The sequence below is a fragment of the Gemmiger formicilis genome (assembly GCF_024462815.1).
Taxonomy (GTDB): Bacteria; Bacillota; Clostridia; order Oscillospirales; family Ruminococcaceae; genus Gemmiger.
In genome coordinates this window covers 111,643-135,673 of sequence record NZ_JANGCG010000004.1, presented here as the reverse complement: position 1 = coordinate 135,673, position 24,031 = coordinate 111,643, and the positions used below count along the sequence as shown (strand labels likewise).

Genomic DNA, 24,031 nt, shown 5'->3' with positions numbered 1-24,031 from the left:
TGTATGAATTTACTGGCTGTAGACACCGCCGGAAAGACCGCCGCCGTGGCCGTGCTGCGGGATGATACCCTGCTGTATGAGGCACAGTGCAACAATGGCCTGACCCACAGCGAGACCCTGCTGCCCATGATTGACACCGCGCTGAAGGCCAGCGGGCTGACCGTGGATGAGCTGGATGTGCTGGGCGTGACCAACGGCCCCGGCAGCTTTACCGGGCTGCGCATCGGGCTGGCGGTCATCAAGGGTCTGGCCCTGCCGCGGCAGCTTCCCTGCGCGGGCGTCTCCACCATGGCGGCGCTGGCGTATGGCCTTGCGGGCGAGGGCACGGTGATCGGCGCGCAGGACGCCCGCCGCGGGCAGGTGTATTGGGGTGCCTTTGACCTTGCCACCCACGACCGATTGACCGAGGATGCCGCCGCGCCCATTGCTTCTTTGGAAAATTTTGTCCAAAGCTGTAAAAAACCGCTGTTTTTTGTTGGCGATGGCGCAAGTTTGTGCTACAATGTCTATAAGAGCGTGCCCGGCGTGGCCGCAGCGCCGTCCGCCCTGCAGATTCTGCGGGGTGCGGGCGTGGCGCTGGCCGCCAAAGCCATGTGGGAGCGCGGCGAATGTGTGCCGCCCGCAGCCCTGCTGCCGGATTACCACCGTTTAAGTCAGGCCGAGCGCGAGCGCGCCGAACGCGAAAAGAACGAGGGGAAACAAAATAATGAAGTTTGAAAAACCGATTGCACTTGCTGCCGACCACGGCGGCTATGAGCTGAAGGAGGCCATCAAGGCGCATCTGGATGAGCTGGGTCTGGCCTACACCGACTTTGGCACCGATTCCACCGCCAGCGTGGACTACCCAGACTTTGCCGCCAAGGGCTGCAAGGCCGTGCAGGACGGCAGCTGCGCACTGGTAATCCTGTGCTGCGGCACCGGCGTGGGTATGTCGATGTGCGCCAACAAGATGCAGGGCATCCGCGCCTGCTGCTGCAGTGATACCTTCAGCGCAGAGTTCACCCGCCGCCACAACAACGCCAACGCGCTCTGCCTGGGCGGCCGTGTGGTGGGCGCAGGCCTTGCCTGCCAGATTGTGGACGCCTTCCTGAACGCTGAGTTTGAGGGCGGCCGCCACCAGAACCGCATCGACAAGATGATGGCGCTGGAAAACCATTGATTCCTATGTTTCGTTGCCTGCCCGGCAGGCTGAATAATTTTGATTTGCAAGGAGATTCTGACCATGAGCGTTGTTGAAATTGTTGACCATCCCCTGATTCAGCACAAAATCAGCCTGCTGCGTGACCGCAACACCGGCACCAAGGAGTTCCGCGATCTGGTAAGCGAGATTGCGATGCTGCTCTGCTACGAGGCCACCCGCGACCTGCCCACTGAGGAGGTCGAGGTCGAGACCCCTGTGGCGCTGGCCCGCACCAAGGTTCTGGCCGGCCGTAAGCTGGCGCTGGTTCCCATCCTGCGCGCCGGTCTGGGCATGGTCGATGGTATGCTGAACCTGATTCCCGCCGCCAAGGTCGGTCACATTGGTATGTACCGCAACGAGGAGACGCTGGAGCCGGTTGAGTATTACTGCAAGCTGCCCAACGACATCAACGAGCGCGAGGTCTTTGTTCTGGACCCGATGCTGGCCACCGGCGGCAGCGCCTGTGACGCCATCGGCCAGATCAAGAAGCGCGGCGCCAAGCACATCAAGTTCATCGGTCTGGTTGCCGCCCCGCAGGGCCTGAAGGCGCTGCATGAGGCCCACCCCGATGTGGACATCTATGTCGGCGCACTGGACGAGAAGCTGAACGACAACGGCTACATCATCCCCGGTCTGGGCGACGCCGGTGACCGTATCTTCGGCACGAAGTAACAGTAAAGCAAAACACACAAAAACGGCATCTGTACGATGAAAAGTACAGATGCCGTTTTTCATTTTGGTTTGTGGAGCATATGCAGGGCGGGCATTGCCCGCCGGATGCCCTTCCCCGGCGCGGCCTCCCGCCTTTTTGTTTTCGCCCTCCGGGCGAAAACTCCACCTTATTTCTTATTTATTATTTCTTATTTATTATTTGCCTCAGTTTTTACCGCCCTACCACCGTGTCCGCTTCCAGAATCGCATCGTTCTGCTCTTTATACTGCGCGGCGGTCTCATCGTCCAGCACGTAGACCGTTACCGGGATTACCGCGCTTGTAACCGACTCATCATAGGTTTCATAGTACAGGTCAATAAACGCCGTCCCCTGCATCATCGCCGTGCCGGTGTCTGCGGCGTAGGCGTAGCCATAGACAAACTGACCGTCATCGCTGGTAATGTACATCAGTGAGCCATAGGGGATGATGTTGGGGTTGACCGCCACGGTGCCGTAGGTCAAACGGCGGCCGCTGGCCCCCTTGGCCGTGGCCGACGCCGAATACCCGGTGGAGCGCTGGTTCGTGTACACTGCGGCCACACCCTCGGCGGGCGCACCGTCCACAATCTCCGGCCCGACAAAAGACGAGACAGGAACCTGCTCGCCATAGACCTTCTGCACGGTGGGAATCATACCAATCTGCGTGGCGCGGTTCAGCTCCTCGGTGTAGGCCCACTGGCCGTCCACCCACGTCTCGCGGTAGCTGACCGTGTCCAGACCGTCGCTGCCCTCCTGCACGGTCAGTGCCTTGTCCTGCTTGCGGTAGAGCAGGCTTGTGGGCAGGCTCTCGACCGCGGAGGGAATTGTCTCGTTCACGGTGTACTCCACGTAGCTTACGCGCTGCAACGTCACATTGCTGCCCTCGGGGACAATTTCCTCCGCCCCGGGGGTCAGGATGTCATCCTCCGTGTAGGCCACGCCCGCCGCCGCCAGCAGCTCCGCGGCGGTGTGGCTGCCGGTCAGCGTCATGGTCTGCTCACTGCCGTCCGCCGTGATGCTGACCGTGTAGGCGCGCAGGATGTCCAGCCGTTCGCCGTCCGCGGTTTCCGTCCAGACGGCTTCATCGTTCTCGCCCAAGGCCGGGGTCTCGGCCTTCTGCAGGACGTCCTCCAGCTCGGTGGACGCCGTCAGGATGCGGGTTGTGCCACCGTGGGAGTCCGCGACCGTGACGAACCGCAGCGCCGTGCCGGTAAATCCGATGGCCAGCGCCAGCGCCGCCGCGCCGCCCAGCAGTGCGCCCCACTTGGGGCCCAGCACCGCCGCCCGGCGGCGGATATGCTCTTTTGTTTTTACGGATAAGGCCATACAAGCCTCCTTTTTGCATAGAAAAGGCGTCGGCCCACAAGAACCGACGCCATAATTGCTGTGGGATAAATGCTTTTGCTGCGCAGCAAAAATCAGCGCTTGCTGAACCATACTTGCGACAGCGATGTGTTATTGTATTGTGGTCTTTGCGTTTTTGGACTAAAATAATAACACAAAATCGCATATTTTGCAAGGCTTTTGACAAAACAACCGCATCTGTGACAAAAAACCTTTCTATGTCTTGTTTCTTTTGTGCTTCTTACCCACAGCAGCTCAGGGCCGTGGGGAAAAGGCACTTCGATGCAAGGCAAAACCGCTAGGAGATAACTTTAAAACTCACTCTATCAATAACCCCTGATGGCCGGGCGTTCCTCTTTGTCGAGAAACGCCCGATTTTGTGCTTTATGGCGTTGTGGTTTCTTATCTTCAGCAGGCTTCCAAAGCTGCGGTTAAGGTCAATTTTCTCTGCAGTGCATCAGCTACAGAATAGTACCAGCAAGCACGGCATTTGGTGTACCAAACGCCCACTTGTCAGGGCAGACCCTAAGACCCCTAAACGTCAATTTTTTATAAGTCAAAAAGAGTACCCACTGCTTGCGTAAGTGCGCATTGGGTACTCCGTGCTTTACGATTCTACTTCACTTTTATCTGGTCGCTGTTCCCTGCTGCAAACGAGAATATTTCCGGAACTTTCGTTGTCCAAAGCTGTTTGGTGTTCAGCCTGTGCCTCTCCAGCATAGCCCGGCAGTCCTTTGCTTTCGACTTGCAAAAGTCGGTTTTGAAATTCCGGATGCTTCTGCTCTGTGTCAATTCAGCAGCATTTTTTACATCCGTGTATCGAACCAACTCATCCTCAAAATTCAAAACTTGTGGCAAAAACACAATATGCAGCTTTCCGCAATACCGGCGTAAAAGGGTAAGATTATCTTCTCCTTTTGAAACTGTTGTGATGTTAGGTATTTTTCGTTTCGTTTTCCTTGTCCGGCGTTGCCCGATATGCGTGATCTTCCACATATATCATCATGCGGTTGCGCAGTACCATATAGAAAAGTATGGCAAGCATACTGCCGATTGTGCCCAGAAGCGGATATGCATCGCTTCCTCGCAATTTTTGCGCTGTCCATACGATAATACCAATCCACGCCACAACGTGCAGGACAATCGTTGCAATATGTTCTTTCAGCCATTTTTTCTTAAAAAACGCTATCTTTTCTTTCAGCGTAAATGTACTGTTATCCAGTGCAGTCACAAGATTATCATCAGCGGCTTTCTGGAAGTCCTCTGTGGCAAGCCGTTCTCCGCTTACAAGTTCGTTGATGCTGACACCGAATTCTTTTGACAGCAGCGACAGCATTTCGACATCGGGCATATAGTTACCGTTCTCCCAACGGGAAATGGTTTTGTTGGTCACGCCGAGCTTCTCTCCGAGTTGTTCCTGTGTCAAACCTTTCTCTTTTCGCAGGGCGGCTATGAATTTTCCGATTTTGATTTGATCCATTTTTATATCCCTCCGAAGAAAAGTATAGCGCAGTTTTCTTGAGAATGCTTCCCCACAAACAGCGAATTCCGCTTGACAAACTGTTCTTTGATTTTTAACACTATTTTTTATAATCTTCCAAATGAATCTGTTTTGATTGATTGACAATTACCGAGCTATTCTAGTATATTTAATCCATAAAGCAGATACAAAATCGCAGATGTGCAGGTGAACAGACATGAAAAATATCCATAGCATTGAATTTTATACTGGAAGCAAGGAAGAACTGCTTCCCGGTTTTGAAAAAGATTTTCCCTATATCGCTTCAAGGGCAGAACTTGACAAGTATATCGGACATTATGTACCGTGGCACTGGCACAAGACAGTGGAACTTTTTTATATGGAAAGTGGTAGCATTGAATATGATACGCCGGGAGGAAAACTGTTGTTTCCGGCTGGAAGCGGCGGCATAGTAAATTCCAATGTACTCCATATGACAAAAGCAATATCGCAGAAAGAAAAGAATATACAGCTACTTCATATTTTCGATGTTTCCCTACTTGCCGGGGAACAGGGAAGCAGGATTGAACAAAAATATATTGCGCCTATCATAACAGCCCCACAGATTGAGGTAATTCCGCTTTTTCCAGGCAATGCAGAAGAAGAAAGGATTTTGAAACTGCTTGCCGCTTCATTTCGTTTATCCAGTGATGAATTTGGATATGAAATAAAACTGCGGGAAACCCTAACAGAAATATGGCTCATGCTTTTTGAACTATCCCGTCCTATGCGTGAAAAAAAGGGGGAACATAATAAAAGCAACGATAAAATAAAGCTGATGATGATATATATTCACGAACATTACAGAGAGAAAATCTCTATCCCGGAACTTGCGGCAGCAGCATACCTAAGCGAAAGGGAGTGTTATAGAGTGTTCCATGACTGTCTGCACATGACACCCATAGAGTATATAAAGGCTTACCGTCTGCAAGCTGCCTGTCAGATGCTAGCAAAGGGGCAGGAAGCAGTTACCGTTATCAGCCATGAGTGCGGTTTGGGGAGTAGCAGTTATTTTGGAAAGGTTTTTCGAGAATACACACATTGTTCACCCACAGAATATCGGAGAAAATGGCAGAATAGTGATAGATAAGGGCAGAAAAGAAATATTTTTTCTATTCCTTTTGCATTATAATGATAGGAAATCCATGCAGGGTGATACGTTATTTTGATACAGACAGGGAAAGGTGGCAGCATGAAGTATAAGCATATCGTTTTTGACATTGACGGCACTCTGATTGATACGGAATATGCTGTATTACATTCTTTACAGGAAACTATAAAGGGATTGTCCGGGAGAGAGATACCATGTTCTGAACTAAGATTTGCGTTAGGGATTACAGGAACAGACGCTTTGAAAAAACTTGCGATAAAAGACACTTCCTATGCGATAGAATTATGGGATAAAAATATGCGTAACTATACAAATAGCATTAAAGTATTTGACGGAATCGTTGAATTATTGAAAAATCTTCTAAGTCTGGATTATGAAATGGGGATTGTCACATCAAAGACAAGGGAAGAATTTACACATGATTTTTGTCCGTTTGGTATCAGTCATTATTTCAAAACAATCATATGTGCAGACGATACACAGGAACATAAACCCAATGCCGCACCGATTTTGAAATATGTGGAATTATCAAAAACAGACCATAGGAAAGTACTTTATATCGGAGATAGCAAATATGACAGTAAATGTGCGGAAAATGCGGGAATTGATTTTGCTTTAGCAGTATGGGGCAGTCATAATAAGCACATAAAAGCAGATTATTTTTTAGAAAAACCTGCCAATCTGTTATCTGCTATCACTTCAGAGAAATTTAATTAGCGATGAAAGATCGAGCGAAAATGACTCCGCGGTATATTAAAAAAACTTGCTTGATCAATTATGGTGATTTTGATTAAGTAGCCTGTATGTAAAATAAAGCATACAGGCTACTTGTGGTTTACAATTCCAAAGAATCTTATATGTTATACTGTGTTATGAAATTTTCTTTCCCTTAATTTTTCCCATATTAAGGTTCATGAAAGCTAATGGGAGAATGTAACACAAGGGAAAGAGTAAGGGAAAGTACACTTGCTACAAACTTAGTGTTTTCAAGGGTTTGCGAAGAATTTGATAATCAAATATAATAGTTATTAAATTTCCTAAAATAAGTGGAATATCAACTGGAATTTACCGATGAATATACATTCTTGTCATATGGTCTTCGCCGTCTCCCTGTACCATGCACAGGAACTCCCAACCGTATCTTTCATAAAAAGAGGTATGGTCGGTAACCAGATAAATCGGAGTGATTCCCTTGGCTTTCATATCTTCCACAACCATATTGAGCAGATGCCCTGCGATACCTTTGCAGCGGTAGTCTTTCTCTGTATAGACCGCACAGAAATCTATTTTGACGAGAAAGGCCCCACCATCTTCATCCGCACCCACAACACCGACCTCAAAAACAGGCTGATTGCATACAGCCGCAAACACCCTGCCGTCTGTAAGCTGACGGACGTAGACCCGGACACGGGCTGCAAGGAATTTGAGATTGAAAAGGGATGCTTCTCTTTCCCGCTGACCGCCCCATACAGAGAGGAACGCCGCAGGGCGGCAAGCGAAGCGGCGAAAAACGAATAAAAGGGTTTTAGGGCTTCGTTGATTGTTGCGTTGGCAACCCCACCGCAATGGTAGTGCCCTTCTCCGAGCTTTTCTCCACCCAAACGGAGCCGCCGTGGAGGTCGGCGATTTCCCATACCAGTGAGAGCCCCAGTCCTGCGCCACCGTATTCCCGGCTGCGAGACTTGTCCACCCGGAAGAAGGGCTGGAAGATACTGCTCTGATACATCTCCGGGATGCCGCAGCCGGTGTCGGAGACGCGGAGCAGAATCTTCTCCAACTCCTGAGTGACAGAAACCCGTACCGAGCCGCCCGGCCGGTTGTACTTGACAGCATTCTCCGTCAGGTTGAAGATCAGCCGGTAGATCAGTGCATCGCTGCCGGTCATAATGCCGTCGCCCTCCGCCGTCAGCGTAACGCCGAGCTTATCTGAGAGCGGCGCAAGATCTGTGAAGATCTCCTCAATCATGGGAGCGAGCTGGATCCGCTCGTTCCGTGCCACCTGCCGCAGATTGCTCATCTCCAGCAGCGTCTTGGTCAGCCGGGTCAAACGTTCCGTCTGCTCCCGCAGGAGGGCGAGAAACTCCGCAATCTCCGGTCGCACATCAGGATGCTCCGCGGAAAACAGCTCCAGCTGCGCCTGCATTAGTGCCAGTGGCGTGCGCAGCTCGTGGGCGGCGTTGCCGGTGAACTGCCGCTGGGCCGAAAAGGCGTTGTTCAGCCGCTCCAGCATCTGGTTGAACGAGCGGCTCAGCTGCCGGAACTCCGAAATAGTGTCTTCATCGATCCTCATATCGGCAAGATTGTTCAGCTGCACCTGCTCCACCTGCGAGGCAAAGCTGCGCAGGGGCTTGAGAGCGCGTCCGCTGACGAAATAGGCGAGGATGCCGCTGAGCAGCGTTACCGCCGCCGTGATGTACCAGTTGGTGGTGCGGAAGCGCCCCTGCGCCCCATCGACGACGATGGTCAACTCCTCGTTGGGCGCTATGAATTCCGGGTCAAAGCTCGCCGCTCCGTCCTCATTCAGGATCACCGTGCTGCCGCCCTGTAAGCTGTCCGCAATGGTGTCCATATAGTACACACCGGAGGAGCAGAGCAGCAAATTCATGGCCACGCAGGTGATGCCAATGAGCAGGGCGGACATCAGTGTGATGCGCCACTGCAGGGAAAGCCGCTTCATTCCTCCTCGCCTCCCATCAGATAGCCCTCGCCGATGCGGTTGCGGATGGGGTCATAGCCCAGCACGGCGCGGAGCTTTTTGCGCAGGGCGGAGATGTGGACGCGAATGGAATTGCTGAAGCTGTCCACGCTGTTGTCCCAAACATGATCCATCAGCTCCTCCTGACTTACCGGCCTTCCTTGATGCACCATCAGGTATTCGAGTATCCCTGTTTCCTTCCGGGTGAGCGTCAGCGTCTGCCCGTTGACGGTGGCGGTACGGGAGCGGGTGTCAAAGGTCAGGCCTCCGCAGCTTAGCAGCACATCCTGCTGGGTGAACTGCCGCAATGTCAGGCTGCGGATGCGGGCCTCCAGCTCTGCAAGATGAAAGGGCTTTGCCAGATAATCATTGGCCCCGGCATCTAACCCCTCCACCTTGTCCTCCACCTCACCCCGGGCGGAGAGGATCAGCACCTTTGTCTCCCGGTCGGTCTGCCGCAGGGTGCGCAGCACTGTCATGCCGTCCTTTTTCGGCAGATTCAGATCAAGAAGCACCAGATCGTATCGTTCCACGCCCAGAAGCGCCAGCGCCTTTTCGCCGTCATAGCAGTAGTCCACGCTGTAGGCCAGCCGCCGCAGGCTGCGAACGATGGTCTCGCACAGGGCGCGTTCATCTTCAATTACTAAAAGGTGCATGAGAGCCCTCCTTTTTATTTCTTCGTTTTTGTGTTGCTTTCATTATAGCAAAAACAGATAAGGTTTGCATTAAATTTTCGTTCTTAACAGAGACTTTAACTCTCCCGCGCTATGATGGAGGCAGAAAATCGGAAAGGGTGATGAAAAATGAGCTGCGGGAAAAAGGCTGCGGCGCAAATCGTGCTGCTGATGGCCGGAGCCGCCATGCTGTGCTTCGGTGTCTGGCGGGGCGAGGCGGCGACAGTGCTGAGCAAAGCAATCAAATTATGTCTGGAGTGTGTGGGCATTGGATAAAAAGTTTTCAGGCGTTTCACAGACCATGTCCCGCTTCCGGGGCTGGATTCAGGCGGGGGCAACGCTGCTGACCAACCTGCATCTGCCGAACTTTCTCAAGGGCGGACTGTATCAGGGGGCGGGGAAGACCGTCTGTGTGCCGGGGCTGAACTGCTACTCCTGCCCAGCGGCCTCCGGTGCCTGCCCCATTGGGGCGTTTCAGGCGGTGGTTGGGTCTTCCAAGTTCAGCTTCTCCTACTATATCACAGGCATCCTCATTCTGCTGGGCGTGCTGCTGGGGCGCTTTATCTGCGGTTTTCTGTGTCCCTTCGGCTGGTTTCAGGAGCTGCTGCACAAAATCCCCACTAAGAAGTTTTCCACAAAGAAGCTGAAGCCGCTGACATACCTGAAATACGCTGTCCTGCTGGTGATGGTTTTCCTGCTGCCGGCGTTCCTTGTGAACGATGTTGGCATGGGAAACCCGTTCTTCTGCAAATACCTCTGCCCCCAAGGCGTGCTGGAGGGAGCCATCCCGCTGTCCCTTGCCAATTCCGGCATCCGGGCGGCGCTGGGCAAGCTGTTTACATGGAAATTCAGCATCCTGCTGTCGGTGATTGCGCTGAGCGTACTGTTCTACCGACCGTTCTGCAAGTGGCTCTGCCCGCTGGGCGCGTTCTACGCGCTGTTCAACCGGGTGTCCCTCTTCCAGATGAAGGTGGATAAGAATAAGTGCGTTTCCTGCGGGAAATGCGCCAAAGCCTGCAAGATGGATGTGGATGTGACGAAAACGCCCAACCATACCGAGTGCATCCGCTGCGGAATGTGCATCCGCGCCTGTCCGACGAAAGCCGTGTGCTTCCGCTACGGCTTTGGAGACGGTAAAGATAAAACAAACGTGGCTGAAATGCCGCAAAAAAACAAGGATAACAAGGAGATATAAAACAGATGAAGATGAATAGAATGAATACTGCCAGCCGGTTGCTGGCGCTGCTGCTTACTACACTGGTAGTGCTCTCTCTGGCAGCCTGCGGCACAAAGGGCGGAGACAAAACGGACGGAACGAGCAGCGAACCGAAGAATGCCGAGGAAGCGGTTGCCATGTACAACGATCTGATGGCGCAGGAAAATGACATTCTCTCGGAGAACACAGAGCTTTGGGAAAAGGTATATATGTCAGCCGACAAGGGCATGGCCCTGCAGGAGGACGGCAAAAACTACGGTGATTTCCTGCTCAGTACAATCGAATCCGCCAAGGATCAGTTTACGACAGATGAGATGAACCTGCTTCAGGGAGAAGCGGAGAAGATTCGCGACATCGAAAACCAGCTGACCCTGATTGAGGAAAAGTACCCCGAGGTGGCACAGCAGTCTACCGATGACGCCATGAGCGTGCCCGCAGGCAGCGACATGACCACGCCGCTTGATGACGGCAGTATGCAGAAATTCCCTGCCTTTGAGGGCAAGGATCTGGATGGGAACCCGGTGAAAAGTGACGATCTGTTCTCCGGCAACGCCGTCACCGTAGTGAATTTCTGGTTCACCACCTGTAATCCCTGCGTGGGCGAGCTTGCCGATCTGGACGCGCTGAACCGCGAGCTGGCAGAGAAGGGCGGCGCACTCATCGGCGTCAACACCTTTACGCTGGACGGCGACGAGGCGGCGATTTCCGAGGCGAAGGATGTGCTGACCAAGAAGGGCGCCACCTATCAGAATGTGTATTTCCCTTCCGACGGAGAGGCGGGAAAGTTCACTGCCAACATCTTTGCCTATCCCACCACCTATGTGGTCGACCGCAACGGCAATATCGTGGGTGAACCCATCGTAGGTGCTATCACGGAAAAGAATCAGGCGGAGACGCTGCAAAAGCTCATCGACCAGGCTCTTGCCGCCGATATGGGCTGACAAACGAATTTACCCCGCCGAGGAGTACCACCAGAACTACCTCGAAAAGAACCCGAACGGCTACTGCCACATCCCGCACGCGGAGATGGAGCTGTTTTCCCGGCTGCGCATCGATTCGGGCGACTATCAGAAGCCCGCGGCGAAATCCATCCGGGACAAGCTGACGGCGGAGCAGTACCGTGTTACGCGGGAGAGCGGCACAGAGCGCAATCAAGAACCCGCGCCAGTAATTTGACCCGTTCTTGGTCGTTCACACTGGATTATGACAAGGCACGTTCTTATCAAAATTCGCGTGGCTGTGTCCTTTGGCCTAGGCAATGGAAGGACCTCACTGTAGAGGTCGTTCTATAAAATACTTTAAGCCCCTGATTATTGTACTTACGTAATCAGGGGCTTTTCGTATGCCAAAATGCCCTTTGGGTACATTTTGGGGACCAAATCAGGGCCCTTGAGGGTCAGAAAAACCGGCATAGGAGTACGCAGCATTTATAATCTGTGTGCTACATCAAATTCATATTCAATTATTCAAATTAGCTCAAACTATGCCAAACTGCCACAGCCAAAAAAACGAGGGGAAGGAGGGCTGAAAAGTACCCCCAAAATCGGCTCTCGGTTAACCACTTTGGGAACCACTTGCCCCTCTTTTCGCCCTCTTTTTGGCCAGTTAACCACTTGCGGACCACTAAAAATTGGGTGAAAACAGCTCTCGTTTTGCTAAATTTGGTCAAACCATATCAGCCTGTTTAGATATAGTAAAACCCCGGAAAACCTTGATTTTCCGGGGTTTTTGAACCATTTTGATATAGTCTGAGCAGTCGATTAGCGCTTGCTGAACTGCGGTGCGCGACGGGCTGCTTTGAGGCCGTACTTCTTACGTTCCTTCATACGAGGATCGCGGGTCAGGAAGCCAGCCTTCTTCAGGGTGGAGCGCAGCTCGGGGTTGAACTGCAGCAGGGCGCGGGACAGGCCGTGGCGGATAGCGCCAGCCTGGCCTGCACAGCCACCGCCGACAACGTTGACGACAACGTCAAACTTGCCCTCGTTCTCAGTCAGAACCAGGGGGCTGTTAGCCAGCAGCTTCAGGGTCTCCAGACCAAAGTAATCGTTGATGTCGCGGCCATTGATGGTCATCTTGCCGGTGCCGTTGTAAACGCGAACGCGGGCAACGGAATGCTTACGACGGCCAGTGCCGTAGAAATAAGGTTTGGTTTCGTACATCTTCTATTGCCTCCTCACTCAGATCTCAACTGCTTCGGGCTTCTGCGCAGCATGAGCGTGGTCAGCAGCCTTGTAGCAGTGCAGGCGGGTCATAGCCTTGGCGCCGATGGTGTTAGAGGGAACCATGCCCTTGACAGCGTAGGTCATAGCCTTGTCGCTGTTCTCAGCCATCAGGGTCTTGTACTGGGTCTCCTTCAGGCCGCCAATCCAGCCGGAGTGGGTGCGATGGAACTTCTTCTCCAGCTTCTTGCCGGTCAGGACAGCCTGGTCGCAGTTGATGATGATGACATTGTCGCCACAGTCAACATTGGGGGTGAAGGTGGTCTTGTTCTTGCCGCGCAGGATGACAGCAGCCTTGGCAGCAACGCGGCCGAGGGGCTTGCCGGCGGCGTCGATCACATACCACTTGCGGTCAGCCATTTCAGCGGGCTTAGCGAGAGTCGTGCTCATAATAGGTCCTCCATTGATAAATTAACACGTCCGTCTTGTAACGGTATTTAACAGCGCCCCGCAGGACGCTTTTTCGCGCAATTGTGATTATAGCAGAAACTGTGCCCCGCGTCAACGGTTTTTGGCAAGAATTTTAATTTATTCCGTGCTTGCTCTCAAATTCTTGCAAATGCTCTTGTTTTCTCTTGTTTTCAAACTTCCTATTTTACGGTTGGGACAGTCGTTTTCCGCGCTGAAGCGTCAGGCAGGGCCGAAACAAAAACCGCCCGCTGCTACTTCTCGGGGGAAGCGGCAGCGGGCGGATTCCGATTTTTTACTGCTTGAGTGCGTTGACAACGCAGTTCAGGTCATGCTCGTCCTCGCAAACGATTTTGACAGGGTGGCTGTAATCCAGGCTCATCATGCCCAGAATGCTCTTTGCATCGGCAATGCTGCCCTTCATGTCATGCACGCCGACATCGTTATAACACTTGGCGGCAGCAGACACGATTCCCTTGACCTCAGTAAAATTGGAAACCTTGACTTGTTTCACCATAATAAATGACCTCCGAATCATTCCCGCGCACAGCTGTATCTTCAGCACCGGACTCCACTGCGGAACCGGGCGCACAGCCCTGCGGCAAGGCGGTGAGCCACCTTGCTCTTTCCTTCCTTGCATTGTGCATTATAGCATAATTATGTGCCGTTTCTTTGTTCAAAATGCACAACATCATTATTTTCCATTTCCTGCACAAAAGAGAAAATTTTTCATTTTTCGCTTTTGGTAAGAATGACGGCTTTTGACCGTCACTGAAGCGGTTTGTTCACACAAATTATGCTTTCAGAATCCAATTTTTATGTTTTCTGAAATATTTTGTCCTTTTTCGTCGGTTGTGCCAGTCAATTTCCGTCAAAAAACAAACAGCGTGCAAATTTGCGTGCAACATTTGTATATGTTTCCACCAGTTTCGTATCAGTTTTGCTGGGGCACACCTTTCATGGTCAGGGCAATGCGCTTTTTGCCGGTGTCCACGCTGAGCACCTTCACCCGCACAATGTCGCCGACCTTGAGCACCTCACTCGGGTGCTTGATGAATTTATCGCTGATTTGGGAGACGTGCACAAGGCCGTCCTGATGCACGCCCAGATCCACAAACGCGCCAAAGTCAATGACGTTGCGCACCGTGCCGGTCAGCTCCATACCGGGCTTCAGGTCGTCCATGCCCATAACGTCACTGCGCAGCAGCGGCTTGGGCAGGCTGTCGCGCACATCACGGCCCGGCTTGCAGAGCTCGGCCACAATATCGTTCAGTGTCGGCTCGCCGATGCCCAGCGTCTCGCACAGGGTCTTGGTGCCCTTGGCCTTCACCGCGGCGGGCAGGCCCGCCAGCGCGTCGGTGCCGATTTCCTTGGCGGTGTAGCCGCAGGCGTCCAGCAGCGTCTTGGCGGCGGCATAGCTCTCGGGGTGGACGGCGGTGGCGTCCAGCCGGTTCTTGGCCTCGGGCAGGCGCAGGAAGCCCGCGCACTGCTCATATGCCTTGGGGCCGAGGCCCTTGACCTTTTTCAGCTGGGCGCGGGATGTGAACGCGCCTTCCTCCTCGCGCCAGGTCACAATGTTCTTGGCGGTGGCCGCGCTGACGCCCGCCACGCGGCGCAGCAGCGGCGCAGACGCGGTGTTCAGGTCAACGCCGACACTGTTCACGCAGTCCTCCACAACGCCGTCCAGCGTCTCGTTCAGCCGCTTCTGGGGCATATCGTGCTGGTACTGGCCCACGCCCACAGCCTTGGGGTCGATCTTGACCAGCTCCGCCAGCGGGTCCTGCAGGCGGCGCGCGATGGACACCGCGCTGCGCAGGTTTACGTCAAACTGCGGGAACTCCTCCGCTGCCAGCTTGCTGGCCGAGTAGACCGACGCGCCCGCCTCGCTGACGACCATATACTGGAGATGCAGGTTTTTCTCATCCGCCAGCTCGCGGATGACCTCGGCGGCAAACTCCTCGGTCTCGTGGCCGGCCGTGCCGTTGCCGATGGCCATGACCTCGACGCCGTTTTTCAGCACCATCGACTTGATGGTCTTTTTGGCCTGTTCCACCCGCTTGAACTCCGGCACCGGGTAGACCACGTTCGTGTCCAGCACCTTGCCGGTGGGGTCCACCACGGCCACCTTGCAGCCCATGCGGTAGCCGGGGTCCAGACCCATAACGGTTTTGCCGCGGATGGGCGGCTGCAACAGCAGCTGGCGCAGATTATCGCCAAAGACCTTGATGGCACCCTCGGCGGCGGCATCGGACAGCTCACTGCGCAGCTCATTTTCGAGGCTCGGGTGAATCAGGCGGCTGTAGGCGTCCCGGGCGGCGGCGTCCACCAGCTCGGCGCTGGCTCCGCCGGTCTTTTTGCGGGCAAACATCCACGAGACAATGCCCGCAGCGCGGTCGGCATCCACCTGGATTCCCACCTTCAGAAAGCCCTCGCGCTCGCCGCGGTCCAGCGCCAGCACACGGTGGCCGGGAATCTTGTTCAGCGGCTCGGCGTAGTCATAATACTGCGCGTAGACGCTGTCCTCGTCCTTGGCCTTGGCGCTGGCAATGCGGCCAAAGGCGCGGTAGTAGCGGCGCAGCTCGGCGCGGCAGGCCGCATCGTCCGAGACTGCCTCGGCGATGATGTCCTGCGCACCGGCCAGCGCGGCGGCGGCATCGGGAACCTCGTCATTGAGGTAGGCGGCGGCTGCCGTCTGCGGGTCAAACGCAGCGTCCTGCTGCAGAATCGCGTCCGCCAGCGGCTGCAGGCCGCGGGCCTTGGCAATGCTGGCGCGGGTCTTGCGCTTGGGCTTGTAAGGGCGGTAGATATCCTCGACCTCGGCCAGCGTCTTGGCCTTGGCCAGCGCGGCGGTCAGCTCGGGCGTCATAACCCCCTGCTCAGTGATGGAAGTGGTGACCTCCTCCTTGCGCTTGTCCAGACCGCGGAGATACTCCAGACGGTCGCCCAGATCGCGCAGGACCTGGTCATCCATCGAGCCGGTGGCCTCCTTGCGGTAGCGGGCAATGAATGGGATGGTGTTGCCCTGGTCAATCAGTTCGATGGCGCCCTGTACGTTCTTGAGATTCAGGTTCAGCTCCTGGGCTAATTGTTCAGCATGGTTCGGCATGGTTTTGTTTATCCTCTCTGCTCTTTTTCCGTAAAATGGCAAGATAGACGCCGTACAGCACAAGGGCGGCGGCGTTGATGCCCGCGGCCAGCTTCAGGCCGGGGGTATGGTAGGTAAATTCAATTTCGTTCTCCCCTGCCGGGGCGTAAACGGCCATCAGGCCGTCATCCACCTTTTCCACACCGGCGGGCGCGCCGTTCACGGTGGCGGTAAAGCCGTCATCGTAGGGCACGCTGAAGAACACCAGCTCGTCGGTGTCATAGTTCGTATGTGCGGTGAAGCCGGTGTCCGTGGCTGTAAACTCAGCCACCGCCCCGGCGCGGCGGGCGGCGCAGTCGGCGGCGTAGGCGTCCTCGCTGCGGTTCGTCAGTTCTTCATCGGGCAGGGGCTGCAGCAGGGTGTCAAACGCCGAAACCTGGTCCTCGTTCAGCAGAAGGGCGCGGCAGAGAATCTGTGCGCGCTCCGTCTCGCTCACCCGGTCCAGCTGGTCGGCGGTCACGTAGTAGTCATAGGTGAAGCCCATCGGCACCCAGTTTTCGTTTTCGTAAATCGCGTAGGCAGCTGTCTCGCCGCTGCGCTGCCAGCCGGGCAGGGCCTTCTCCGTCCACTCGTCCTCCTTGTCCTTGGCCACCAGCGTGTACCGCACGCTGAGCAGGCCGCGCAGGCCGTAGTTTTCGGCGTCCGGCTTGGAGTTCACATCCCGCTTGACGCCCACCTCGGGGTAAAATTCCATGATGCTGGGCGCAACGGTGGAGTTGAAGAACTGCAGGCAGCTGCGGTCAAACCACAGCCCCAGATTGTTGTGCGCCCCATAGGCGTCAAGGCGGTAGAAGGTATCCTCCGGCAGGGCGGCGGAAATTTCCTGCGTAGAACCGTAGGTTTCTGCAATCAGGTCGCTGTCCACATCCCACTGCGCGTACTTGGTCAGCGAGAGGTGCAGCGTGCCGTACACAAGGCTGAAGCCCAGCACAGCGGCGGTCATAATACTGCCCCACTGCCGCTTTTGGCGGCAGAAATGCCACAGCAGCGCAAAAATCACAATGCCCAGCACCGTGACGCCGAACACCGCCCAGAACCGTGCGGGCTCATCCAGCACACCCAGCTTGAAGTTGCCGTCCTCGTCCTCGTTCGGCACAAAGGCAAAGACCGCCGCCGTCAGCGTGATGAAGCTCGTCAGCCGGAAGGCGCGGGGCAGCTTGCGCTCCGCCAGCGCCGGGCGGGAGAGCAAATAGCACGTTGCACCGCAGAGAACCAGAATTGGCATATAGTACCAGCGGGCGTAGTAGCTGGCATTGAGGGCGTAGAACGCGCTGTTCAGCACCGGCACAAAGGCGCAGACCACACAGACCTTTAAAATATAGGTGAAGGGGTGCCGCCCGCGGGCCCGGCAGAACGCCAGACCGCCCGCCGCGCCGACCAGCGGCAGATACGCAGTCAGGCTCGTGTGCTTGAGGATGCCCTCCTGGAACATATCCTTGAAGTAGGGCGCGTCCGGCATCAGGAAGGCGCTGTAGAAGATCGCGCCGTACTGCTGGGATTTGCCGTAGAACAGGTAGCCGTACCCGGTAAACGGGTCGATGGTGCGCGGATTTTGCAAAAGCGACAGCCCCGCCGGGAGCAGCAGCACACAGCCGCAGGCGCAGCCCAGCACGGTCTCCCACGCGAGAAGCGCAAACTTGCGCGGACCGATTTTGTACCGCCGCCCTGCAACCATGCAGAAGAAATAGATAATCAGAAAGACAGCCTGCCCGGCAAAGAAGAAATAGTTATCGACAAGATTCAGCGCCACCCAGAAGGGGAAGCAGCCTTTTTTGCCGTCGATGGCAGCGTCATCCAGCGCCGCCAGCATATAGGGAAACAGCGCCACAACGTCAAGAAAATGGTTAAAGAAGATGTTGTAGATGCTGAAGCCCGAGAAGGCGTACAGGCAGCCCGCCAGCATGGACCAGGTATCATCCCGCACCCAGCGGCGCGCCCAGAGGTAGCCGCCGCCGCCCGCCACCGCCATTTTCAGGCAGAGCAGCGGTACCATCGCCCACGGCATAAGCCGGGCGGGCAGCAGCATAGACAGCCAGAAGAACGGACTGCCCAGCAGATAGAAGGAGTAGGCGTTGACGAACCCGCTGCCAAGGTCTGTTGCCCAGCTGAAGGAGCCGCCGTGCTTGAGAAACGCGTTGGCGTACTGGTAAAAGTTAATCTGCTGGTCATTGAAATCGCCCGCGTAGTGGAAGTACCCGCCGCCTGCCGCCGCATCTATGATGCAGTGGGGCAAAAACAGCAGTACCGCCGTAAAAAAGCAGAGGGCGAAAACCCGCCAGTAGCTGGATTTTTGTTTGAAAATGCTGGAATTCATTTCATAGTACCCTTTATGGGGCCTCATTTTGGAGAGGGTTGTGGTATACTTGGGGTAGAGCCCCAAAGGCTCCCCTCTCAGGGGAGCTCCGTCCGCAGGCGGTGAAGGGTGGATTCCCGGGAATCGCCGTTTGCGGGAAAGCTGCGGGCCGGGCGTGCCCGGCCCCTGCTGAGTGCTTACCCGGAAGGGTCCGCCCTTACCCCGCCTAGTATACCACAAATCGGAGGTCGCGTGAAGATGAAAACCTATCCGTTCAGTGCGCTGTTCAGCCGCATGAAATACATCACCCGGTGGAGCCTGATGCGCAGTGTCCGCGCAGAAAGCCTGAGTGAACACACCGCCGACACTGCGATGCTGGCCCACACCCTCTGCCTGATTGGGCAGAAATGCACCGGCACCGGCGCGGCCCTGCGGTCCGAGATGGTGGCCACCGCCGCCCTGTACCACGATGCGCCGGAGATTCTGACCGGCGATATGCCCACCCCGGTCAAGTACAAAAACGACGCTTTGCGCACCGCCTACAAGGCCGTAGAGCACGAGAGCGCCCGCGTGATGGCCAGCCTGCAGCCCGAGGAGCTGCAGGCCGAAACCCAGTGCTGGCTGACCGGCAGTGTGCTGAACGATGCCGAGCGCAAAATTTTAAAGGCCGCGGACCGGCTTTCCGCCGTTATCAAGTGCATGGAGGAGGACCACGGCGGCAACCGGGAATTTGCCGCCGCCTACGCCCAGCAGATGGCCGCCCTGCACGCAATGCAGTGCCCCGAGGCCGAGTATTTCATCGAGCATATGCTGCCCTGCTATGAGCAGAACCTCGATGAGCTGACCCGGGGAAGGTTCTGATTACTGCAGCTTGTACACCGCGTCAATCAGCTTGTCCACATCGGTAAAGTGCTCCAGCATCGAGCAGTAGCGCCGCAGGGCGGCGGCGCCGCGCAGGCCCTTCATATAGTGCATGGCCTGGCTGCGGGCCTGCGGCATGGCGGCCCACTCGCCCTTTTCCTCACACATTTCGTAAATCTGGGCGCGCAGGGCGGCCATACGCTGGTTCAGCGTCGGCTCCGGCGGGCATTCCTCGCCCAGCAGCGCTGCACGCACCTGTTCAAACAGCCACGGGTCACCCAGTGCGCCGCGGCCAATCATAACGCCGTCACAGCCGGTAGCCTTTAACAATGCAACCGCGCCATCGGCATCGGTCACATCGCCGTTGGCCAGCACAGGGATTTTCACCGCCTGCTTGATGGCCGCAATGGCCGCCGTGTCGATGGGCGGAATATACATCTGCTCCCGCGTGCGGCCGTGCACGGCAATCAGGTCTGCGCCGTTTGCCTCCAGCTGCCTGGCCACCTCCACGCCGGTCATATGGTCGGCGTCCCAGCCAATGCGCATCTTCACGGTCAGCGGCGTGTCCTCGCCCAAGGCACGGCGGGCGGCGGCAACCATCTGCCCGCAGAGCGGCGGGTCCAGCAGCAACTTGCTGCCGGCCCCGCTGCTTGTGATTTTGGGCGCAGGGCAACCCATATTGATGTCCAGAATATCAAATTGGATGCCCTTTTCCCGGATAAACAGAATCGCTTTGGCCATGCTCTCCGGCTCTGCGCCGAAAAGCTGCACGGCGTACAGGCCGTGCGGATGCTTGTCCCGCAGAAGTTCCAGCGATTTGCGGTCGCCAAAGTTCAGCGCCTTGGCGCTGGCCATCTCGCTGACGGTCCACGCCGCACCGTGGTCTGCCATAAGGTGGCGGCACGCGGCGTCAGTCAGTCCCGCCATCGGGGCAAAGACGGCCCCCGCCGGGATGGATAGGTTGCGTAGCTGCATAGTGTCCCTCCTAAATTTATAATCCATTCTACCATATTTTACGCAAATGTGGTATACTGAAATGTAGATTGTCTGTAAGGAGTAAATTCTATGAAACTCATGGTCCTGGACGGCAACAGCCTTGTCAACCGCGCCTTTTTCGGCATCAAGCTGCTGACAACGAAAGATGGCCGCTATACCAACGCCATTTACGGCTTCCAAAATATCCTGCTGAACCTGCTGGCGGCGCACAAGCCGGACGCCGTTGCCATTGCATGGGACGAGCGCGCACCGACCTTCCGCCACAAGGCCTATGACGGCTACAAGGCCACCCGCCACGGTATGCCCGAGGAGTTGGCCCAGCAGATGCCGGTGCTCAAACAGCTTCTGACCGAGCTGGGCTTTGTGCAGGTCAGCCGCGAGGGCTGGGAGGCCGATGATATTCTGGGCACGCTGGCCGCCGCGTGTGAGGCGGCGGGCGGCACCACCCTGCTGGCCACCGGCGACCGGGACAGCCTGCAGCTGGTGGATGACGCCACCACCGTGCTGCTGGCCACCAACAAGGAAACTGTGCCGATGGACCCCGCCGCCATCCGCGAGAAATACGGCGTGGAGCCGCACCAGCTGATTGACGTAAAGAGCCTGATGGGCGATTCCTCCGACAATATCCCCGGCGTGCCCGGCATCGGCGAAAAGACCGCTCTTGCGCTGGTGTCCCGCTTCGGCAGCCTGCAGGGCGTCTACGACAACATCGAGGACAAGGCCGTAAAGCCCGGCCAGCGCACCAAGCTGACCGCCAACCGGGACAAGGCCGATTTGTCCTATATGCTGGGCACCATCCGCAAGGACGCGCCGATTGAGACCGACCCCGCCGCCTATATCCGCCAGCCCGGTGACCCCGCGGCCGCCGCACAGCTGCTGGCCGCGCTGGAAATGCACAAGCTGGTGGAGCGCTGGGGTCTGGAGCAGGGCGTTGCCCCCGCCGCAGCCGAGAACGCTGCCCCGCTGGAGAGCGTTGAGCCCGCTCCCCTGCCGCTGCTGCTGGAGGGCCGTTTCTACGCCGCACAGAACGCGGACGGCAGCTGGTATCTGACGCAGGGCAAGGAGGTCTATCTGCCCGACACCGACCGTCTGGCCGCGATTCTTGACGGCGAGGCAGAGCTCTGGGCCTTTGACGCAAAGCCGCTTTACCGCCTTGCACTTGAGCACGGCGGCGTGGGCAAGGCCCTGCGCTTTGACGGCAAGCTGGCCGCCTATCTTCTGAACCCCTCGGCCAGCGGCTATGCGGTGCACCCGCTGGCGGCCGAGTACGGCGTTGTCGCCGCCTTTGCCTGCGAGGCCGCCCCCGACGCGGGCGTGCTGGCCGGCCTGTGCGACACCCTTGCCGCCGCGCTGGACGAAAGCGGGCAGCGCCGCCTGCTGGATGAGATGGAGCTGCCGCTGGCCCGCGTGCTGGCGGATATGGAGCGCATCGGCTTTGCCGTGGACGCGGACGGCATCCGCGCCTTCGGCGACAGCCTGCGCGGCGAGCTGGACGGGATCCTGCACAACATTTATACAGAAGTCGGCTATGAGTTCAACGTCAACAGTCCCAAACAGCTGGGCGAGGCGCTGTTTGACAAGCTGGGCCTGCCGCCCCGCAAGAAAAACGCCCGCGGCTACTCCACCGATGCCGAGACGCTGGAAAGCCTGCGCCCCTACAGCCCGGTCATTGACGAGATTCTGAAATACCGCACCTACGCAAAGCTGCTCTCCACCTATGTGGACGGTCTGCTGAACGCGGTGGCCGCGGACGGGCGGGTGCACTCCACCTTCATCCAGACCGAAGCCCGCACCGGGCGCATCTCCTCCACCGAGCCGAACCTGCAGAACATCCCCATTCGCACCGAGCTGGGCAGCCGCCTGCGCGGCTACTTTGTGGCAGCCGCGGGTGAGACGCTTGTGGACGCCGACTACTCCCAGATTGAGCTGCGCATCCTCGCGCACATCACCGGGGACGAGCATATGCAGCAGGCGTTTCTGAACGGCGCGGACATCCACCGTTCGACCGCCGCCAAAATCTACCACATCCCGGAGAGCGAGGTCACGCCGCAGCTGCGCAGTGCCAGCAAGGCCATCAACTTCGGCATTATGTACGGCAAGGGCGCGTACTCGCTGAGCAAGGATCTGGATATCCCGGTGAAGGAGGCCGACGCCTTCCTGAAAACCTACCTTGACACCTTCCCGAAGGTGGACGGTTATATGAAAGACTGCATCGCCCACGCCAAGGACAACGGCTATGTGGAGACGCTGTTCGGCCGCCGCCGCGCCCTTCCTGAGCTGGCCAGCTCCAACTTCCAGGTGCGCGCCAGCGGCGAGCGTATGGCCCGCAACACCCCGATTCAGGGCACCGCGGCGGACATCATCAAGCTGGCTATGGTCCACGTCTGGCAGCGCCTGCGGGATGAAAAGCTGCAGGCCCGCCTGCTGCTGCAGGTACACGATGAGCTGATTGTCGAAGCGCCCGAGAACGAGGTGGACACGGTCAAGCGCATTTTAAAAGAGGAAATGGAAAACGTTGTGCACTACAGCGTTCCCCTGACAACCGAGGTTGGCACCGGGAAAACCTGGCTGGAAGCGCACTAAAACAGAGGTTTGCGTATGTATGTTTTAGGAATTGAATCCACCTGCGACGAGACCGCGGCGGCGATTGTGGAGGATGGCCGGAAGGTCATCTCCAACGTGATTTCCACCAGCGTCAAGGAGCAGGCGCTCTACGGCGGCGTTGTGCCGGAGATTGCCAGCCGCCGCCACGCGGAGTATATCAGCGCCACCGTGGACAAAGCGTTGGCCGACGCCGGTATGACGATGGCCGATGTGGACGCTGTGGCCGTAACCTTTGCGCCGGGGCTGATTGGCGCGGTGCTGGTGGGCGTCAACTTTGCCAAGGGGCTGGCCTACGCGGCGAACAAGCCGCTGGTGCCGGTGCACCATCTGCGCGGGCACATTGCCGCCAACTATATCACCCACCCGGATTTGAAGCCGCCGTTCCTCTGTCTGGTGGCCAGCGGCGGTCACAGTCACATTGTGCTGGTCGAGGACTGGTGCCGCTATAAAATTCTGGGCCGCACGGTGGACGATGCCGCCGGCGAGGCCTACGACAAGGTGGCCCGCACGCTGGGCCTGCCCTACCCAGGCGGCCCCAGCGTGGCCGCAGCCGCCCGCGGCGGCAACCCCAAGGCGTACAAGCTGCCGGTTCCCCACGTGGAGGGCAAATACAACGTCAGCTTCAGCGGGCTGAAAACCGCCGTCATCAACGAGGTGCACAACGCCGAGCAGAAGGGCCAGGGCGTCAACGTGGCCGATATGGCCGCCAGCTTTCAGGAGCGCATCGACCAGATTCTTGCCAAAAAGCTGCTGGCCGCTGCCGCCGACACCCACGCCGAGCAGGTTGTGCTGGCGGGCGGCGTGGCCGCCAACGGCCGCCTGCGCCAGCTGGTCAATGACGGCGCGCAGAAGCTGGGCGCCCGGGTCTATCTGCCGGAGCTGAAATACTGCGGCGACAACGGCGCCATGATTGCCGCGCAGGGCTATTATGAGTTCCGCGATGGCAACCTTGCCGACTGGACCCTCAACGGTCTGCCCACCCTGCCGATTGATTACAGGTAATTCATCACATTCAGGGATAATGCCGCGCAGTAGGGGCGGGGCTCTGCTCCGCCCGCAGCAGCTCCCACAGGGC

At 56.8% G+C, this 24,031-nt stretch carries 24 protein-coding genes; 13 read left to right on the top strand and 11 right to left on the bottom strand.

Annotation, left to right across the window (positions count from 1 at the left end; all coding sequences use genetic code 11):
- Positions 1-3 precede the first annotated feature (3 nt).
- The 3 genes from tsaB (at position 4) to upp (ending at position 1,852) form a co-directional block, all read left to right on the top strand.
- Positions 4-717, top strand: coding sequence for a tRNA (adenosine(37)-N6)-threonylcarbamoyltransferase complex dimerization subunit type 1 TsaB (tsaB, locus tag NE623_RS05575; RefSeq protein ID WP_256271346.1), 714 nt, complete (start codon positions 4-6; stop codon positions 715-717).
- The gene (gene rpiB, locus NE623_RS05570) at positions 707-1,159 is read left to right on the top strand and encodes a ribose 5-phosphate isomerase B (protein WP_256271345.1); all 453 of its coding nucleotides are present in this window, start codon (positions 707-709) and stop codon (positions 1,157-1,159) included. Before tsaB ends, rpiB begins: the two co-directional genes overlap by 11 nt.
- A 63-nt stretch (positions 1,160-1,222) precedes the next feature.
- Entirely contained in the window at positions 1,223-1,852 is a 630-nt protein-coding gene (gene upp, locus NE623_RS05565) for a uracil phosphoribosyltransferase (protein WP_256271344.1), read from the top strand.
- Between the two features lie 211 nt (positions 1,853-2,063).
- Here upp and NE623_RS05560 read toward each other — a convergent pair whose 3' ends face one another.
- Entirely contained in the window at positions 2,064-3,197 is a 1,134-nt protein-coding gene (locus NE623_RS05560) for a 3D domain-containing protein (RefSeq protein ID WP_256271343.1), read from the bottom strand.
- A gap of 952 nt (positions 3,198-4,149) precedes the next feature.
- Positions 4,150-4,695, bottom strand: a complete 546-nt coding sequence (locus tag NE623_RS05555; protein WP_256271342.1) for a helix-turn-helix domain-containing protein — start codon at positions 4,693-4,695, stop codon at positions 4,150-4,152.
- Positions 4,696-4,912: 217 nt separating this feature from the next.
- Between NE623_RS05555 and NE623_RS05550 the strand changes: the two genes are divergently transcribed.
- Both NE623_RS05550 and NE623_RS05545 read left to right on the top strand, forming a co-directional pair.
- On the top strand, positions 4,913-5,824 hold the full coding sequence (locus NE623_RS05550; protein WP_256271341.1) for an AraC family transcriptional regulator: 912 nt from the start codon (positions 4,913-4,915) through the stop codon (positions 5,822-5,824).
- A gap of 102 nt (positions 5,825-5,926) precedes the next feature.
- Positions 5,927-6,562 carry an HAD family hydrolase gene (locus NE623_RS05545; protein WP_256271340.1) on the top strand — a complete coding sequence of 212 codons (636 nt, stop codon included), beginning with the start codon at positions 5,927-5,929 and terminating at the stop codon, positions 6,560-6,562.
- Between the two features lie 348 nt (positions 6,563-6,910).
- On the opposite strand, the gene NE623_RS05540 is transcribed toward NE623_RS05545, so the two are convergent.
- Positions 6,911-7,171, bottom strand: a complete 261-nt coding sequence (locus NE623_RS05540) for a GNAT family N-acetyltransferase (protein ID WP_370866691.1) — start codon at positions 7,169-7,171, stop codon at positions 6,911-6,913.
- Between NE623_RS05540 and NE623_RS05535 the strand changes: the two genes are divergently transcribed.
- On the top strand, positions 7,073-7,363 hold the full coding sequence (locus tag NE623_RS05535; RefSeq protein WP_256271339.1) for a hypothetical protein: 291 nt from the start codon (positions 7,073-7,075) through the stop codon (positions 7,361-7,363). The two genes, NE623_RS05540 and NE623_RS05535, sit on opposite strands and share 99 nt — an antisense overlap.
- A 7-nt stretch (positions 7,364-7,370) precedes the next feature.
- Here the strand turns inward: NE623_RS05535 and NE623_RS05530 are convergent, their stop codons facing one another.
- Both NE623_RS05530 and NE623_RS05525 read right to left on the bottom strand, forming a co-directional pair.
- On the bottom strand, positions 7,371-8,522 hold the full coding sequence (locus NE623_RS05530; protein WP_256271338.1) for a sensor histidine kinase: 1,152 nt from the start codon (positions 8,520-8,522) through the stop codon (positions 7,371-7,373).
- Positions 8,519-9,196 (bottom strand): response regulator transcription factor, encoded by a 678-nt coding sequence (locus NE623_RS05525; RefSeq protein WP_256271337.1) that lies wholly within the window; start codon positions 9,194-9,196, stop codon positions 8,519-8,521. The genes NE623_RS05530 and NE623_RS05525 overlap by 4 nt, the downstream gene beginning before the upstream one ends.
- A gap of 147 nt (positions 9,197-9,343) precedes the next feature.
- Between NE623_RS05525 and NE623_RS05520 the strand changes: the two genes are divergently transcribed.
- The 4 genes from NE623_RS05520 to NE623_RS05505 are packed head-to-tail and all read left to right on the top strand — an operon-like array spanning position 9,344 to position 11,606.
- A complete protein-coding gene (locus NE623_RS05520; RefSeq protein WP_165643166.1) occupies positions 9,344-9,490 on the top strand; it encodes a CD1871A family CXXC motif-containing protein in 147 nt (48 codons plus the stop codon).
- A gap of 25 nt (positions 9,491-9,515) precedes the next feature.
- Positions 9,516-10,409, top strand: coding sequence for a 4Fe-4S binding protein (locus NE623_RS05515; RefSeq protein WP_256271336.1), 894 nt, complete (start codon positions 9,516-9,518; stop codon positions 10,407-10,409).
- 11 nt (positions 10,410-10,420) lie between these two features.
- Positions 10,421-11,371: a TlpA disulfide reductase family protein gene (locus tag NE623_RS05510; RefSeq protein ID WP_370866694.1), complete on the top strand. Its 951-nt coding sequence runs from the start codon at positions 10,421-10,423 to the stop codon at positions 11,369-11,371.
- Entirely contained in the window at positions 11,352-11,606 is a 255-nt protein-coding gene (locus tag NE623_RS05505; RefSeq protein ID WP_256271335.1) for a peptide-methionine (S)-S-oxide reductase, read from the top strand. Before NE623_RS05510 ends, NE623_RS05505 begins: the two co-directional genes overlap by 20 nt.
- A 584-nt stretch (positions 11,607-12,190) precedes the next feature.
- On the opposite strand, the gene rpsI is transcribed toward NE623_RS05505, so the two are convergent.
- The 5 genes from rpsI to NE623_RS05480 all read right to left on the bottom strand — a co-directional run bounded on the left by rpsI (position 12,191) and on the right by NE623_RS05480 (position 18,516).
- Entirely contained in the window at positions 12,191-12,589 is a 399-nt protein-coding gene (gene rpsI, locus NE623_RS05500; protein WP_078783447.1) for a 30S ribosomal protein S9, read from the bottom strand.
- A gap of 18 nt (positions 12,590-12,607) precedes the next feature.
- On the bottom strand, positions 12,608-13,039 hold the full coding sequence (rplM, locus tag NE623_RS05495; protein WP_256271334.1) for a 50S ribosomal protein L13: 432 nt from the start codon (positions 13,037-13,039) through the stop codon (positions 12,608-12,610).
- A 313-nt stretch (positions 13,040-13,352) separates the two neighbouring features.
- Entirely contained in the window at positions 13,353-13,574 is a 222-nt protein-coding gene (locus tag NE623_RS05490; RefSeq protein WP_256271333.1) for an HPr family phosphocarrier protein, read from the bottom strand.
- Positions 13,575-13,991: 417 nt separating this feature from the next.
- Positions 13,992-16,163, bottom strand: a complete 2,172-nt coding sequence (locus tag NE623_RS05485) for a Tex family protein (protein WP_256271332.1) — start codon at positions 16,161-16,163, stop codon at positions 13,992-13,994.
- Positions 16,147-18,516 (bottom strand): YfhO family protein, encoded by a 2,370-nt coding sequence (locus tag NE623_RS05480; RefSeq protein WP_256271331.1) that lies wholly within the window; start codon positions 18,514-18,516, stop codon positions 16,147-16,149. The genes NE623_RS05485 and NE623_RS05480 overlap by 17 nt, the downstream gene beginning before the upstream one ends.
- A gap of 237 nt (positions 18,517-18,753) precedes the next feature.
- Here NE623_RS05480 and yfbR point away from each other — a divergent pair, with 237 nt between their 5' ends.
- On the top strand, positions 18,754-19,356 hold the full coding sequence (gene yfbR / locus NE623_RS05475; protein WP_256271330.1) for a 5'-deoxynucleotidase: 603 nt from the start codon (positions 18,754-18,756) through the stop codon (positions 19,354-19,356).
- Here the strand turns inward: yfbR and dusB are convergent, their stop codons facing one another.
- Entirely contained in the window at positions 19,357-20,331 is a 975-nt protein-coding gene (gene dusB, locus NE623_RS05470) for a tRNA dihydrouridine synthase DusB (protein ID WP_256271329.1), read from the bottom strand.
- Positions 20,332-20,421: 90 nt separating this feature from the next.
- Between dusB and polA the strand changes: the two genes are divergently transcribed.
- Complete coding sequence (polA, locus tag NE623_RS05465; protein ID WP_256271328.1) at positions 20,422-22,935, top strand: DNA polymerase I; 2,514 nt, start codon at positions 20,422-20,424, stop codon at positions 22,933-22,935.
- A 15-nt stretch (positions 22,936-22,950) separates the two neighbouring features.
- Entirely contained in the window at positions 22,951-23,958 is a 1,008-nt protein-coding gene (tsaD, locus tag NE623_RS05460) for a tRNA (adenosine(37)-N6)-threonylcarbamoyltransferase complex transferase subunit TsaD (RefSeq protein WP_256271327.1), read from the top strand.
- The last annotated feature ends 73 nt before the right edge of the window (positions 23,959-24,031 follow it).

What these genes read in the sequence shown, in the direction of transcription:
- NE623_RS05530 (WP_256271338.1), bottom strand. Translation starts at nt 8,522, where the DNA reads ATGAAGCGGCTTTCCCTGCAGTGGCGCATCACACTGATGTCCGCCCTG.
- rpsI (WP_078783447.1), bottom strand. Translation starts at nt 12,589, where the DNA reads ATGTACGAAACCAAACCTTATTTCTACGGCACTGGCCGTCGTAAGCAT.
- NE623_RS05490 (WP_256271333.1), bottom strand. Translation starts at nt 13,574, where the DNA reads ATGGTGAAACAAGTCAAGGTTTCCAATTTTACTGAGGTCAAGGGAATC.
- NE623_RS05560 (WP_256271343.1), bottom strand. Translation starts at nt 3,197, where the DNA reads ATGGCCTTATCCGTAAAAACAAAAGAGCATATCCGCCGCCGGGCGGCG.
- NE623_RS05510 (WP_370866694.1), top strand. Translation starts at nt 10,421, where the DNA reads ATGAATAGAATGAATACTGCCAGCCGGTTGCTGGCGCTGCTGCTTACT.
- yfbR (WP_256271330.1), top strand. Translation starts at nt 18,754, where the DNA reads ATGAAAACCTATCCGTTCAGTGCGCTGTTCAGCCGCATGAAATACATC.
- dusB (WP_256271329.1), bottom strand. Translation starts at nt 20,331, where the DNA reads ATGCAGCTACGCAACCTATCCATCCCGGCGGGGGCCGTCTTTGCCCCG.
- NE623_RS05485 (WP_256271332.1), bottom strand. Translation starts at nt 16,163, where the DNA reads ATGCCGAACCATGCTGAACAATTAGCCCAGGAGCTGAACCTGAATCTC.
- polA (WP_256271328.1), top strand. Translation starts at nt 20,422, where the DNA reads ATGAAACTCATGGTCCTGGACGGCAACAGCCTTGTCAACCGCGCCTTT.
- rpiB (WP_256271345.1), top strand. Translation starts at nt 707, where the DNA reads ATGAAGTTTGAAAAACCGATTGCACTTGCTGCCGACCACGGCGGCTAT.
- tsaD (WP_256271327.1), top strand. Translation starts at nt 22,951, where the DNA reads ATGTATGTTTTAGGAATTGAATCCACCTGCGACGAGACCGCGGCGGCG.
- NE623_RS05520 (WP_165643166.1), top strand. Translation starts at nt 9,344, where the DNA reads ATGAGCTGCGGGAAAAAGGCTGCGGCGCAAATCGTGCTGCTGATGGCC.
- NE623_RS05555 (WP_256271342.1), bottom strand. Translation starts at nt 4,695, where the DNA reads ATGGATCAAATCAAAATCGGAAAATTCATAGCCGCCCTGCGAAAAGAG.
- upp (WP_256271344.1), top strand. Translation starts at nt 1,223, where the DNA reads ATGAGCGTTGTTGAAATTGTTGACCATCCCCTGATTCAGCACAAAATC.
- NE623_RS05515 (WP_256271336.1), top strand. Translation starts at nt 9,516, where the DNA reads ATGTCCCGCTTCCGGGGCTGGATTCAGGCGGGGGCAACGCTGCTGACC.
- NE623_RS05535 (WP_256271339.1), top strand. Translation starts at nt 7,073, where the DNA reads ATGCCCTGCGATACCTTTGCAGCGGTAGTCTTTCTCTGTATAGACCGC.
- NE623_RS05525 (WP_256271337.1), bottom strand. Translation starts at nt 9,196, where the DNA reads ATGCACCTTTTAGTAATTGAAGATGAACGCGCCCTGTGCGAGACCATC.
- NE623_RS05550 (WP_256271341.1), top strand. Translation starts at nt 4,913, where the DNA reads ATGAAAAATATCCATAGCATTGAATTTTATACTGGAAGCAAGGAAGAA.
- NE623_RS05545 (WP_256271340.1), top strand. Translation starts at nt 5,927, where the DNA reads ATGAAGTATAAGCATATCGTTTTTGACATTGACGGCACTCTGATTGAT.
- rplM (WP_256271334.1), bottom strand. Translation starts at nt 13,039, where the DNA reads ATGAGCACGACTCTCGCTAAGCCCGCTGAAATGGCTGACCGCAAGTGG.
- NE623_RS05480 (WP_256271331.1), bottom strand. Translation starts at nt 18,516, where the DNA reads ATGAATTCCAGCATTTTCAAACAAAAATCCAGCTACTGGCGGGTTTTC.
- tsaB (WP_256271346.1), top strand. Translation starts at nt 4, where the DNA reads ATGAATTTACTGGCTGTAGACACCGCCGGAAAGACCGCCGCCGTGGCC.